Consider the following 12,839-nt stretch of genomic DNA (forward strand, 5'->3'; position numbering starts at 1 on the left):
CCGGCCGCGGAAAGATCATTGACGCCAAGCCGGCCCTCGGCTATAGAACCGGCCTCCTATTTGAGGAATAAACGTGAAATTTTCTCTCATCGTAACTTGCGCGTCGGGGTTGGGACGGAGATAACTCCGAGTTCCCGAGCTGGCGCGCGTCCGAGGCCCTTAGGGGCCTTTTTTATTGTCCGCAAGCCTGCGCCGCGCGGGAGGCGTTCAAGGGCTTGAGGCCTTGTCGAGGATCCGATCGACCGAAGATCGGATAAGCATTCCGGAGCTGAGCATGTCGAATTTGATCACCGGAGCCGAGATGGTCGTCCGGGCGCTGCAGGACCAGGGCGTCGACAGTATCTTCGGCTATCCGGGCGGCGCGGTGCTGCCGATCTATGACGCCCTGTTCCATCAGAACCAGATCGTTCACGTGCTGGTGCGCCATGAGCAGGGCGCGGCCCATGCGGCGGAGGGCTATGCGCGCTCGAGCGGCAAGGTCGGCGTCGTTCTCGTGACCTCGGGGCCCGGCGCGACCAACGCCATCACCGGCCTCACCGACGCGTTGATGGATTCGATCCCGCTGGTTTGCATCACCGGACAGGTTCCGACGCATCTCATCGGCTCCGACGCGTTCCAGGAATGCGACACGGTTGGCATCACTCGCCATTGCACCAAGCATAATTACCTCGTGCGTTCGATCGAGGACCTGCCGCGCGTTCTGCATGAGGCGTTCTACGTCGCGCAGACGGGCCGCCCCGGTCCCGTCGTCATCGACATCCCGAAGGACGTTCAATTCGCGCTTGGCGATTACTTCGGCCCGCACAAGATCGAGCACAAGACCTATAAGCCGAGGCTCGACGGCGACGCCGAGAAGATCGAGCACGCCGTCACCATGATGCTTGCGGCGCGTCGGCCGGTTTTTTACACGGGCGGCGGCGTGATCAATTCGGGGCCGGAAGCCTCGCGCCTCCTGCGCGAGCTCGTCGAGCTGACCGGCTTTCCGATCACCTCTACCCTGATGGGCCTCGGCTCCTATCCGGCTTCGGGCGACAAATGGCTCGGCATGCTTGGCATGCATGGGACGTTCGAGGCCAATAACGCCATGCATGATTGCGATCTCATGATCGCCGTCGGATCGCGTTTCGACGACCGCATCACCGGCCGGCTCGACGCTTTCTCGCCCGGCTCGAAGAAGATCCACATCGACATCGATCCCTCCTCGATCAACAAGAACGTCAAGATCGATCTCGGCATTATCGGCGATTGCGCCCATGTGCTGCGGCAGATGTTAGACGCCTATCGCGCGCGGAAATCGGCGCCCGACGAAGCGGCGCTGACCCGCTGGTGGCAGGAGATTAACAAATGGCGCGCGCGCAAGTCGCTCTCCTTCAAGCAGTCGAGCGCGGTGATCAAGCCGCAATATGCGGTGCAGCGCCTGTATGAGCTGACGAAGAATCGCGACACCTACATTACGACGGAAGTCGGCCAGCATCAGATGTGGGCGGCGCAGCATTATCATTTCGAGGAGCCGAACCGCTGGATGACCAGCGGCGGGCTCGGCACGATGGGCTACGGCCTGCCGGCGGCGATCGGCGCGCAGATCGCCCATCCGGGCGCGCTCGTCGTCGACATCGCGGGCGAAGCTTCGATTCTGATGAACATCCAGGAGCTGTCGACCGCCATACAATTCCGCCTGCCGGTCAAGATCTTCATCCTCAACAATGAATATATGGGGATGGTCAGGCAATGGCAGGAGCTGCTGCATGGCGGACGCCTGTCGCAGAGCTATTCGGAGGCGCTGCCGGATTTCGTCAAGCTCGCCGAAGCCTATGGCGCGCAAGGCATCCGCTGCTCGGACCCCGCAAGTCTCGATGACGCCATCATCGAGATGATCGATTCGCCGCGTACCGTGGTGTTCGACTGCATTGTCGACAAGACCGAAAACTGCCTACCGATGATTCCCTCGGGCAAGGCCCATAATGAAATGCTGATGCCCGACGAAGACGATATAGAGGCCGTGATCGACGCGGCCGGCAAGATGCTGGTTTGAGAGACATGAACGCTGTGACCGTCCCCCCCTCCGCGCCTCTTTCGCCCTATTCCTCGGCCATCGGCAAATCCAACATCGAGACGCATACGCTCTCGGTGCTGGTCGACAATGAGCCGGGCGTGCTCGCCCGCGTCGTCGGCCTGTTTTCCGGCCGCGGCTACAACATCGAGAGCCTGACCGTCGCCGAAGTGGTGCAGTCGGAGCATCTCTCGCGCATCACCATCGTCACCTCCGGGACGCCGGTTGCGATCGAGCAGATCGGCCATCAGCTGGAGCGGCTCGTGCCGATTCACAAGGTGACCGATCTGACGCTGCGCGGCGATTCCGTCGAGCGCGAGCTGGCGATGATCAAGGTTGCCGGACGGGGCCAGGACCGCGAGGAGGCGCTGCGGCTCGCCGACGCGTTCCGGGCGCGGGTGGTCGACGCCTCGATCGAAAGTTTTGTATTCGAGCTCACCGGCGCCGCCGCGAAAATCAACCAGTTCGTCGAGCTGATGCGGCCGATCGGCCTCGTCGAGGTTTCGCGCACGGGCGTCGCCGCCATCGCGCGCGGACCGCAGGCGATGTGAGCTTTGCGGTTGCTTTGACAAAGCGGCGCGGGCGCTTAAAAAGCCCCTCATCCTATTCGTACATCGTCCGCAACGTTTGCGGCAGTTTTTGAGGAAACGTCACGTCATGCGCGTCTATTATGATCGGGATGCCGACATCAATCTCATCAAGTCGAAGAAGGTCGCCATTATCGGTTATGGCAGCCAGGGTCACGCGCATGCGTTGAACCTTCGCGATTCCGGCGTCATGGACGTCAGCGTCGCGCTGCGCGAAGGGTCCGCGACTGCCGCCAAGGCGGCTGGAGAAGGGCTGAAAGTCCTGAGCGTCGCCGACGCCGCCAAATGGGCCGATGTGGTGATGATGCTGACCCCCGACGAATTGCAGGGCGACATCTACAGCGAGCATCTGGCGCCGAACCTGAAGCAGGGCGCGGCGCTGTTGTTCGCGCATGGCCTCAACATTCACTTCAACCTGATCGAGCCGCGCAAGGACCTCGACGTCGCCATGGTCGCCCCAAAAGGGCCCGGCCATACGGTGCGCTCGGAATATAAGCGCGGCGGGGGCGTGCCCTGCCTCATCGCCATTGCGCAGGACGCGTCCGGCAACGCCCATGACATCGCCTTGTCTTACGCCTCAGCGATCGGCGGCGGACGCGCGGGCATCATCGAGACGACGTTCCGCGAAGAATGCGAGACGGATCTGTTCGGCGAGCAGGTCGTGCTCTGCGGCGGCCTTGTCGAGCTGATCCGCGGCGGCTTCGAGACGTTGGTCGAGGCCGGCTACGCGCCGGAAATGGCCTATTTCGAATGCCTGCACGAAGTAAAACTTATCGTCGACCTCATCTATGAGGGCGGCATCGCCAACATGAATTATTCGATCTCCAACACCGCAGAATATGGCGAATATGTCACCGGCCCGCGCATCGTGACGCCGGAGACGAAAGCCGAAATGAAGCGAGTGCTGACCGACATCCAGTCCGGCAAATTCACACGCGACTGGATGCTGGAGAACAAGGTCAACCAGACCTCATTCAAGGCGACGCGGGCCAAGGCGGCCTCGCATCAGATCGAGGAAGTCGGCGCAAAGCTCCGCGCCATGATGCCCTGGATCGGCGCCAACAAGCTGGTGGATAAAGCGAAGAACTGAGGGTTGGCAAGGCGGCGCGCGTAACGGCGCGACGCCTTGTTGCGTTGCCCAGGCGGCGAGCCGTGTGTCGGCGAACGGAACCGGCGCCGAGCCCGAGCGGATCGATGGGGCGGCCGTGTTGCACATCCGCCTACGGCGAGTCTTCCTCGAACTTCGATTTGAAATCCTCGAGCTTGTCGTCTTCGCTCTTGTCGCCGCCATGCGGGCCGCTGGGCGACACGGAGCGGCCTTCCTCGACACCGCCCGCGCCGCCGCTCGTCCATCTGCCGTGCTCGTCGCGCGGCTGGTCGGGGTTGAATTTCCCAAGTCCCGCCGGCAGGTCGAAGCCGAGGCTCTTGTACAGCGCGCTGGGATCGAAACTGTTTGCGATCAGCCGGTCGGCGAGAGTGAGCCGGAACGGCTGTTCCTACGCCGCTGCATTCCAGAAGGAAACGAGATTGCGGGCCGCCCGGTGAGCTTGCTCCAGCGGAGGAGTTAGGCCCATTGCATTTGCTTCAATTTGCCGAAGATGTCTTTCAATGCTCTCGGCGCTGCAACGCCTATCAAGAAGTTCTATGATCCCCGGAATATAATGATCATATTCGTCGATGAGATGCGGGTTGTCTCCCACAATGATCGGATCCCAGTCCCGTAACAGAATTGTACGAACAATCGAGAATTTTTCGCTATCGTTCACTTTCCTGCCCTTCCGTGAATCATTTCTAGAATGCTCTTGATTCTTTCATCGAAATGGGACGCTGGATAGGTCATAACGAAATCGCCTTGCCTATCCAAAACAACGGCTGCTTTATCAGAAAGATAATAAAATCCGCCGTGTGATTGGCGCAGGACTAAAAGAGGTTCTGAAATTGTCTCTTGTAGATCGTTCATCGATACGCCTCGGCCTTGCACCCTTATTTCGGCATGACTTGTCCAATGTCCCATGTTGAGGTTTGGTTTCTCAACCCCTATTCCTAGTTTCCCAAAATCCTGCCCGACAAAGTCCGCCGGCTTCGGCCCCGACGCCCCAACCGGCCGCGGCCCCGCAAACGGGAAGGGCGGCGGGCCGAGCGGATCGATGGGGCGGCCGTGTTGCACATCCGCCTGCAGCGATTCTTCCTCGAACTTTGATTTGAAATCATCGAGCTTGTCGTCTTCGCTCTTGTCGCCGCCATGCGGGCCGCCGGGCGAGATCGAGCGGCCTTCGGCGACGCCCGCGGCGCCGCTCGTCCATCTGCCATGGTCGTCGCGCGGCTGGTCCGGGCCGAATTTCTTCAGTCCCGCCGGCAGGTCGAAGCCGAGGCTCTTGCACAGCGCGTCGGGATCGAAGCCGTTTGCGATCAGCCGGTCGGCGAGAGCAAGCCGGAACGCCTGTTCCGCGCTGATCTGCGGCAGGCCGAGCTGCGCCAGATGAATCTGTGCGAGCGCTTTTTCGCCCTTGGCGAAAAGTCTGCCGGCGCGGAGCAATTTTGACAGGATGCGCGCGTCGACTGGCGCTGCAAAGCCGACGCGCAGTAGCGCCAGCGCGCGATCCTCGCCGGATACATCTAGACTTGCGCCACGCCCCTCGCGCCGCAGCGGGGTGAGAACGGTTTCCCGCACCCGCGCCAAGACCCTCGGCATCGCGTCCCGGAAGTTTGACGATATCCTGCCTATGCAATCAAATTTGTCGCTCAGCAACAGTGAGCGAGCGGAACGGCTTCTAATTCTTCAGGAACTCAGGGAGGCTACGGAGCGTCCGATCATGAGTCCCAAGTGAAAGATCAAGCTGCCGCATGTCTCTGCTTCCACGCCACGATCAGATTGTGAGCGACTTTCGCAACGCGTTCGTGATCCGTTTCCACGCCCATCCTGACGCCCTCTACAAACAACAGATAATCTATAATTCGCTCGCGCGACGCGCCAGCTTCAAGAAACGCAATAAGCTTCGGGATGTAGATGTCATATTCGTCGTCGGGAAGGATTTCATTGCATACAATAGGCTCCCAATTTTCTAAAAGAACTTTTCTAACAAGCACGGAGTCATCCGTATGTTGCATTATCTTTCTCCAGAATGGATGCGCTTGAGGATATCTAGAATTCCTTGTTTGAAATTTGAAGAACCATAGTTTCTCACGAGGCGTCCGTTATCATCAACAATTGCTGCGCCATTGTCGTTCAGAAAGAGAAATCTGCTATTTGATTGACGCGTAACTAACAGGGGATTGGCAACAATATCTCTTATTTCATCTACGGACAACATACGTTCCCTTGCTTGATCTTTTGCATGGTCATTCCAAAAGCCGATTTTCAGGTCCGGCTTCTCAACTCCTACCCCATACTTTCCGAAATCCCGCCCGACAAAGTCGGCCGGCTTCGGCCCCGACGCCCCCGCCGACCGTTGCCCGGCGAATGGCGCCGGCGTCGGACCCAGCGGGTTGATCGGACGGCCGTGCTGGATATCCTCCTGCGGCGAATCCTCCTCGAATTTCGACTTGAAATCTTCGAGCTTATCCTCTTCGCTCTTGTCGCCGCCATGCGGGCCGCCGGGCGAGATCGAGCGGCCTTCGGCGACGCCCGCGCCGCCGCTCGTCCATCTGCCATGCTCGTCGCGCGGCTGGTCCGGGTTGAATTTCTTCAGTCCCGCCGGCAGGTCGAAGCCAAGGCTTTTGCACAGGGCGCCGGGGTCGAAGCCGGTTTCGATCAGCCGGTCGGCGAGAGCGAGCCGGAGCGCCTGTTCCGCGCGGAGCGGCGGCAGGCCGAGCTGCGCCAGATGAATCTGTGCGAGCGCTTTTTCGCCCTTCGCGAAAAACTCTCCGGCGCGGCGCAATTTTGTAAGGATACGCGCGTCGACCGGCGTGAAAAAGCCGGCGCACAGCAGCGCCAGCATGCGATCCTCGCCGGAAAGATCGAGCGCTGCGCCCTCGCCGCCAGGCCGCATAGGGGCGAGGACGGTGTCCGCCCCAAGCACGACGCCGGCCTCGGCAATCTCCAGATGGCGGCGCAAGGGGCGCTTGAACGCCCAAAATTCTGCCTCGAACCGCTCGATCGCGTCCACCAAGATCCCCTCCTGCACCGGCGGACAGGGTGAGCGCGCAGGGGCGGGGTGTCAAAAACAAACCATGAACAAAAACAGGAGCGAATCTTGTGCGATCGACGCTTCGTGGGCGGGAGGCCGGCTCGGGCTGCGGCCTTCTAAGACCGGCGCACACCTTGCGACAGGCTCGGGATGCAGCGCTCCAGACATCCTTCGAGACGCGCCCTTCGGGCGCTCCTCAGGATGAGGCAGCGCGCTCTCACTTGCGCCTCAGGCCGCGGCCTTCTGGTAATCCTTGATGTCCGAAAAAATCACCTCGGGCCATTTGTCCTGTTCATATTTCAGATCCCACGCCGACGCGGCCATGAAGACGGGGGCGCCGTCGAGATCGACCGCCATGCTCGAGGGATGCGCCCGCACGAATTTGTCGAGCTCGGCGGCGGAGGCTGCGATCCAGCGGCAGGAGTCGAAGCGGCTCTGCTCGAAGCTGACGCCCAGCCCATATTCGGCCTCGAGCCGCTCGGCCAGCACGTCGAGCTGCAGCGCGCCGACGACGCCGACGATGGCGCCGGAGCCGTCGTTCGGCAGAAACAGCTGTACGACGCCTTCCTCGCCCATCTGGCTCAGGGCCTCGCGCAGCTTTTTCGCCTTCATTGCGTCGCTGATTTTGACGCGGCGTAAAATTTCCGGGGCGAAACTCGGCACGCCGCGAAAGATGAGATCCTCGCCCTCTGTCAGCGTATCGCCGATGCGCAGCGTGCCATGGTTCGGAATGCCGACGACATCGCCGGCATAGGCCTCTTCGGCCAACTGACGATCTTGCGCGAAGAAAAATTGCGGCGCATTGAGCGCGATGTTCTTGCCGGTGCGAACCAGCTTCGCCTTCATGCCGCGCCGGAGTTTCCCCGAGCAGACGCGCATGAAGGCGATGCGGTCGCGGTGGTTCGGGTCCATGTTCGCCTGGATCTTGAAGACGAAGCCGGTCATCTTGTCTTCGCGGGCGTCGACTTTTCGCGAGGCGGTCTCGAGCCCCTGCGGCGGCGGCGCGAAGTCGCGGAGCGCGTCGATGAGATCGCGCACGCCGAAATTGCGCAGCGCGCTGCCGAAAAAGGTCGGCGTCAAATGGCCTTCGAGAAACGCCTTGCGGTCAAAATGCTTGAGCCCGCCGCGCGCGAGTTCGATCTGCTCGCGCACGATCTCGAACTCCGTCTCGCCGAGGAGATTCTTGATGAAAGGATCGTCGGGGCCATTGACCGAGACAGGCTCGCCGTCGCGGTCGATCTGGCGCACGAGATTGCGCGCAAGGTCGAAGGTTCCCCTAAAACCGCGGCCGGAGCCGAGCGGCCAGGTCATCGGCGCGACGTCGAGGGCGAGCGTCTTTTCAATCTCGTCGATGAGATCGAACGGGTCGCGCGTCTCGCGGTCGAGCTTGTTGATAAAGGTGATGATGGGGATGTCGCGCAGGCGGCAGACTTCGAACAGTTTTCGCGTGCGCGCCTCGATGCCCTTGGCCGCGTCGATCACCATGATGGCGGAATCGACCGCCGTCAGCGTGCGATAGGTGTCTTCGGAGAAATCCTCATGGCCCGGCGTGTCGAGCAGATTATAGACGCAGCCGCCATATTCGAAGGTCATCACGGAGGTGACGACCGAGATGCCGCGCTCGCGCTCGATGCCCATCCAGTCGGAGCGGGTCTGGCGGCGGTTCGCCTTGGCGCGCACCTCGCCGGCGAGCTGGATCGCGCCGCCGAACAGCAGCAGCTTTTCGGTGAGCGTCGTCTTGCCGGCGTCAGGGTGGGAGATGATGGCGAAGGTGCGCCGCCGCGCCACGGGGTCTTTAAGCTGGGGATCGGAAGCGTTCATGAGCCTGTTTGAGCATGACGCCGAAAAGCAGCAAGACTTTTCGGACCAACGTCATGGCGTAAACCAGACGCTACGTCGCAAGGGGCGGCGGCGATGTCAATTGTTTCGGGGCGCCCGAACGGAGCCGCCGAAGCGGGCATTGACGCGGCGTAAATCGAGGAGAGCGGCCATGGCGCAACCGGATCCCGACGATCCGTTCGATCTGCGCCGTTTCGTCGAGGCGCAGGAGGGCGTCTTCGAGCGGGCCTGCGCCGAGCTCCGGCGCGGGCGCAAGGCGACGCATTGGATGTGGTTCATCTTTCCGCAGATCGCCGGGCTCGGATCGAGCGCGATGGCGCAGCGCTATGCGGTCTCCGGGCGCGCGGAGGCGCAAGCCTATCTGCGCGACGTGATTCTGGGGCCAAGGCTCAAAAGCTGCGCCGAAATCGTCAACGTGGTCGAAGGGCGTTCGGCGGCGGAGATTTTCGGCTATCCCGACACGCTGAAATTCCAGTCGTCGATGACGCTATTCGCCGCAACGGCGGAGGAAAATCGCGTGTTCCGCGAGGCTTTGGACAAATATTTCGGCGGCGAACGGGATCAGGCGACGCTGGAGCGGCTTTGACGCGTGGCCTCAGGCTTTCGGCCAGAGCGCGAAGAAATGGTGGGTCGGCCCGTGGCCTTGTCCCGTTCCCACATTCAGGGCGGCGGCGGCGCCGAGCGCGCCGGTGAGATAGGCTTTGGCGGCGGCGACGGCGTCGAGAAGCGGCAGGCCGCGGCCGAGAAAGGCGGCGATCGCAGAAGACAGCGTGCACCCCGTGCCATGGGTGTTGCGGGTGTTGACGCGGGGGGCGGAGAGGATTTCCTCAGTCGCGCCGTCGAGGAAAAAATCCTCCGATGTCTCGCCTCCGGCGTCGCCGCCCTTGATCAGCACGGCTTTGGCGCCGAGCCGAACGAGGCGGTCCGCCGCCTCGCGCATCTGAGCCGGACCGAACGGGCGCGGCGCGCCGGAGAGGCGCCATGCTTCGTTGAGGTTTGGCGTCACAAGCGTGGCCAGCGGAAACAGGCGGGCGACGATCGCCTGTTCGACTCCCTCGCCGGCGAGCGTGTCGCCGCTCGTCGCGGCGAGCACCGGATCCAACACGATGGCCGGCGGCTTGTAAAAAGCCAGCCTGTCGGCCACAGCCTCGACGACGGCCGCCGAGCCGAGCATGCCGATTTTGACCGCCGCGACGGTGATATCGTCAAAAATCGCGTCAATTTGCGCCGCAACGAAATCGGCGGGCGGAACATGGACCGCCCCGACGCCGCGCGTGTTCTGCGCCGTCAGCGCCGTGATCGCCGCCATGCCGTAGCAGCCGAGCGCCGAAAATGTCTTGAGGTCGGCCTGAATCCCCGCGCCGCCGCTTGGGTCCGAGCCGGCGATCGAGAGGATGTTGGGCGTCATATTGTGCTCTCTGCCGACTGCCGGGCAAGGCGTCAGCGCTGCAGGGCGGCTGACTTCGGGCGGCTGCGTCCGCGGCGGCGGAACGGCGCGGACAGAATTTGCCAGACGCCGAAGCCGGCGACGAAGCCAAGGCCGCCGAGCGCAAAGCCTTCGCCCGTCACCGGAACCGCAGGCTCGAAGCTGGCATAGGCCCGGCGTGCGATCAAGGGATCGAAGTCGGCCGCAAGCGCCGTCAAGCGTCCGATCGGCCCTGCTTGCGCCATGGCCTCATTGGAGCGGGTCAGCTTCTGGAGTCGCGCAGAGACATCCTTCATCTGGACGCCGCGGCCGCTGACGAATTCGTCTTTGCTGGCGAGCAGCCGCGCGATCCCTTCGTCCTCGCTGAGCCCCTGACGCGCGCTGTCGTCGTCGAAGGTTGTGACGATCGTCTGCAATTCGTCGATCGCGCCGCCAAGCCGCTGGCGGTATTGCTGGGCGTATTCTGGGATTTGCGACGCGGCGACGCCGGTCACAATCCCGAAGAAAAGAGCGAGCCGTGACCTCAGCATTGCAGCGCCCTCGATTGTGATCCTCGCCTGTTGTATTGAATTCTATCGATTTGGCGGCCTCGGATGATTAGAATTACGCTGGCATTGTCAGCAAACCCGCCGCGCCATCGGCGCCGCCGAACAGCAGCCTGCGTCCGGCCTGGTCCCAGGCAAGCGCGGTGATCGCGCCGGCGCCTTCGGCGCGCACGAGAAGCTCGGCGCCATCGGCCTGGCGGCAAAGCAGGATCATGCCATCCTCATAGCCCTGCGCGAGGATCGGGCTTTTGGGGTGAAAGGCGACCATCGTGACCTTCGCGGAACGTACGCCCAATTCGCGCGGCGCCTTGTTGACAGGGCCTTCCTTGGAATTGAACGGCCAGACGATGGCGGCTTCGGCGCCCGAGGTCGCAAGCCAGTTTCCATCATGCGACCATGACGTCGAGCGCGGCTTTGCCGGATAGCCGCTGAGGCGCAGATCCTTCTTGTCTGAGAGGCGCCACGCATGCAGCGCATTCTCCTGCATCGAGGTCACGATGAATTTTCCGTCGGGGGAGGCGGTGATTTCGAGATGCGAGCCCTTCCAGTGCAATTCGTCGGGCTCCGCTGCGGCGTTTGGAAACCACAGACTTGCGCCATTGTAGTGCGAGATGGCGAGCCGGTAGCCTTTGGGCAGAAAGGCGAGGCCGCGCACGGTTGACGGCGCCGTGAAGGCCTTAACGTCGCCCTTTGCGTCGCGGGCGAAGACCTGCCGTCCGGTCGACCAGGCGACGGCGCCGTCAGCGCGCGCGGCGAGCGCATCGATCCATTTGCCTTTTTCGCGCGCGAGTTCGCGCATTGCGCCATCGCCCGCGATTTCGACCACGCGGCCGTCGTCGCCGCCTGTGATCAGGCGCTCGCCCGCCTTGACGGCGATGAGAATGGCGGCGTCCGGATGCGCCGCGATCAATCTTGCATCATCGCCGCCGCCGAGCAGAATTTGCCCGTCGCCCAGCGCGAAAGCAGGCGCGCCGCCGATAAAAGCCGCAGCCGTCACCGGCGCGCCGGCGTCGAGCGCCGTGACGTTGGCAGTCAGCGATGTTGGCGCAGCGGCCATGTTGGGTCTCGCGGGAGTCTCGACGGGATGGCTCAAGCGGCGCAGGCGAGGAAGCCCGTCCGGATTTCATCTTCCTTCAGGTGACGGCCGATGAAAACGAGGCGGCTGCGCCGCGTCTCGCCCGGCTTCCAGTCTTGTTGCAGATCGCCGTCGAGGATCATATGCACGCCCTGGAAGACAAAGCGTTTCGGCTCGTCCTTCAGCGCGATGATGCCTTTGGAGCGCAAGATCGCCGCGCCCTCGGTCTGGATATAGGAATTGATCCAGGGCAGGAATTTATCGGGATCGACGTCGCCCTCGATCGTCAGGGCGACCGATTGCATCTCCTCATCGTGATAATGCTTCAGGCCATGACCGTTTTTGGCATGATGATCGTCATGGTCATGATGCTCGTGCTTGCGGCCATGATCGTGGTGGCCGTGATCATGATCATGATCGTGGCCGTGGTGATCATGTTCTTCGTCCGCTTCCAGGAACTGCGGCTCGATTTCGAGAATGCGGTCGAGATCGAAGGCGTTGCGGTTTAAAACGTCTTCGAGCGAAACCGCGCAATTCTGCGCCTTGTGCAGCCGGGCATAGGGATTGATGGCGCGAATGCGCGCTTCCACATCGGCGAGCTCCTCGGCGCTGACGAGGTCGATCTTGTTCAAAATAATGACGTCGGCGAAGGCGATCTGGCTCTTGGCCTCGGGCGCGTCTTTCAGCCGTTCCGCCAGCCATTTCGCGTCGGCGACCGTCACCACCGCATCGAGACGGGCCGCCTCGCGGACGTCGGCGTCGACGAAAAATGTTTGCGCGACAGGCGCCGGATCGGCAAGGCCGGTTGTTTCGACGATGATCGCGTCGAACTTGCCCTTGCGCTTCATCAGCCCCTCGATGATGCGGATGAGGTCGCCGCGCACCGTGCAGCAGATGCAGCCATTGTTCATCTCGAACACTTCTTCGTCAGCGCCGACGACAAGATCATTGTCGATGCCGATCGAGCCGAATTCATTGACGATGACGGCGAATTTCTTGCCATGGTCCTCGGAAAGAATGCGGTTCAAAAGCGTCGTCTTGCCGGCGCCGAGATAGCCAGTGAGCACGGTGACGGGTATTTTATCGGCCATTCGATCCTCCGGGGGAGCTGACTTTAGACGCGCCGCCTCGGCGGCGGGATTGGCCTCAAAATAGGGGGCGCAGAGACCAACGCCAAGCCTTGGACCCGG

The 12,839-nt window shown here is 62.2% G+C and carries 13 protein-coding genes; 4 read left to right on the forward strand and 9 right to left on the reverse strand.

The features are described from left to right. The first annotated feature begins 274 nt into the window (after positions 1 to 274). From MSIL_RS15345 to ilvC, 3 genes are all read left to right on the forward strand, one after another. Complete coding sequence (locus MSIL_RS15345; RefSeq protein ID WP_012591989.1) at positions 275 to 2,032, forward strand: acetolactate synthase 3 large subunit; 1,758 nt, start codon at positions 275 to 277, stop codon at positions 2,030 to 2,032. A gap of 5 nt (positions 2,033 to 2,037) precedes the next feature. Then, on the forward strand, positions 2,038 to 2,601 hold the full coding sequence (gene ilvN, locus MSIL_RS15350; RefSeq protein WP_012591990.1) for an acetolactate synthase small subunit: 564 nt from the start codon (positions 2,038 to 2,040) through the stop codon (positions 2,599 to 2,601). 88 nt (positions 2,602 to 2,689) lie between these two features. Beyond that, a complete protein-coding gene (ilvC, locus tag MSIL_RS15355; protein WP_341871975.1) occupies positions 2,690 to 3,727 on the forward strand; it encodes a ketol-acid reductoisomerase in 1,038 nt (345 codons plus the stop codon). 406 nt (positions 3,728 to 4,133) lie between these two features. Here ilvC and MSIL_RS21410 read toward each other — a convergent pair whose 3' ends face one another. The 5 genes from MSIL_RS21410 to MSIL_RS15380 all read right to left on the reverse strand — a co-directional run bounded on the left by MSIL_RS21410 (position 4,134) and on the right by MSIL_RS15380 (position 8,585). Further along, a complete protein-coding gene (locus tag MSIL_RS21410) occupies positions 4,134 to 4,403 on the reverse strand; it encodes a hypothetical protein (protein WP_148213109.1) in 270 nt (89 codons plus the stop codon). Beyond that, positions 4,400 to 5,329 (reverse strand): hypothetical protein, encoded by a 930-nt coding sequence (locus tag MSIL_RS15365; RefSeq protein WP_012591993.1) that lies wholly within the window; start codon positions 5,327 to 5,329, stop codon positions 4,400 to 4,402. Before MSIL_RS15365 ends, MSIL_RS21410 begins: the two co-directional genes overlap by 4 nt. 140 nt (positions 5,330 to 5,469) lie before the next feature. Beyond that, complete coding sequence (locus MSIL_RS15370) at positions 5,470 to 5,745, reverse strand: hypothetical protein (protein ID WP_012591994.1); 276 nt, start codon at positions 5,743 to 5,745, stop codon at positions 5,470 to 5,472. Then, on the reverse strand, positions 5,745 to 6,575 hold the full coding sequence (locus MSIL_RS15375) for a hypothetical protein (RefSeq protein ID WP_244406146.1): 831 nt from the start codon (positions 6,573 to 6,575) through the stop codon (positions 5,745 to 5,747). Before MSIL_RS15375 ends, MSIL_RS15370 begins: the two co-directional genes overlap by 1 nt. Positions 6,576 to 6,992: 417 nt before the next feature. Next, positions 6,993 to 8,585: a peptide chain release factor 3 gene (locus MSIL_RS15380; protein ID WP_012591996.1), complete on the reverse strand. Its 1,593-nt coding sequence runs from the start codon at positions 8,583 to 8,585 to the stop codon at positions 6,993 to 6,995. A 169-nt stretch (positions 8,586 to 8,754) separates the two neighbouring features. Here MSIL_RS15380 and MSIL_RS15385 point away from each other — a divergent pair, with 169 nt between their 5' ends. Then, complete coding sequence (locus MSIL_RS15385) at positions 8,755 to 9,189, forward strand: DUF1810 domain-containing protein (protein WP_012591997.1); 435 nt, start codon at positions 8,755 to 8,757, stop codon at positions 9,187 to 9,189. A gap of 9 nt (positions 9,190 to 9,198) precedes the next feature. Here MSIL_RS15385 and thiD read toward each other — a convergent pair whose 3' ends face one another. The 4 genes from thiD to MSIL_RS15405 form a co-directional block, all read right to left on the reverse strand. Beyond that, the gene (gene thiD / locus MSIL_RS15390) at positions 9,199 to 10,011 is read right to left on the reverse strand and encodes a bifunctional hydroxymethylpyrimidine kinase/phosphomethylpyrimidine kinase (RefSeq protein ID WP_012591998.1); all 813 of its coding nucleotides are present in this window, start codon (positions 10,009 to 10,011) and stop codon (positions 9,199 to 9,201) included. A 32-nt stretch (positions 10,012 to 10,043) separates the two neighbouring features. Continuing rightward, on the reverse strand, positions 10,044 to 10,559 hold the full coding sequence (locus tag MSIL_RS15395) for a DUF2937 family protein (RefSeq protein WP_012591999.1): 516 nt from the start codon (positions 10,557 to 10,559) through the stop codon (positions 10,044 to 10,046). Between the two features lie 73 nt (positions 10,560 to 10,632). After that, complete coding sequence (locus MSIL_RS15400; protein WP_012592000.1) at positions 10,633 to 11,631, reverse strand: WD40 repeat domain-containing protein; 999 nt, start codon at positions 11,629 to 11,631, stop codon at positions 10,633 to 10,635. Positions 11,632 to 11,663: 32 nt separating this feature from the next. Then, positions 11,664 to 12,740: a CobW family GTP-binding protein gene (locus MSIL_RS15405; protein WP_012592001.1), complete on the reverse strand. Its 1,077-nt coding sequence runs from the start codon at positions 12,738 to 12,740 to the stop codon at positions 11,664 to 11,666. Between the last annotated feature and the right edge of the window lie 99 nt (positions 12,741 to 12,839).

The sequence above is a fragment of the Methylocella silvestris BL2 genome, assembly GCF_000021745.1.
Lineage (GTDB): Bacteria > Pseudomonadota > Alphaproteobacteria > Rhizobiales > Beijerinckiaceae > Methylocapsa > Methylocapsa silvestris.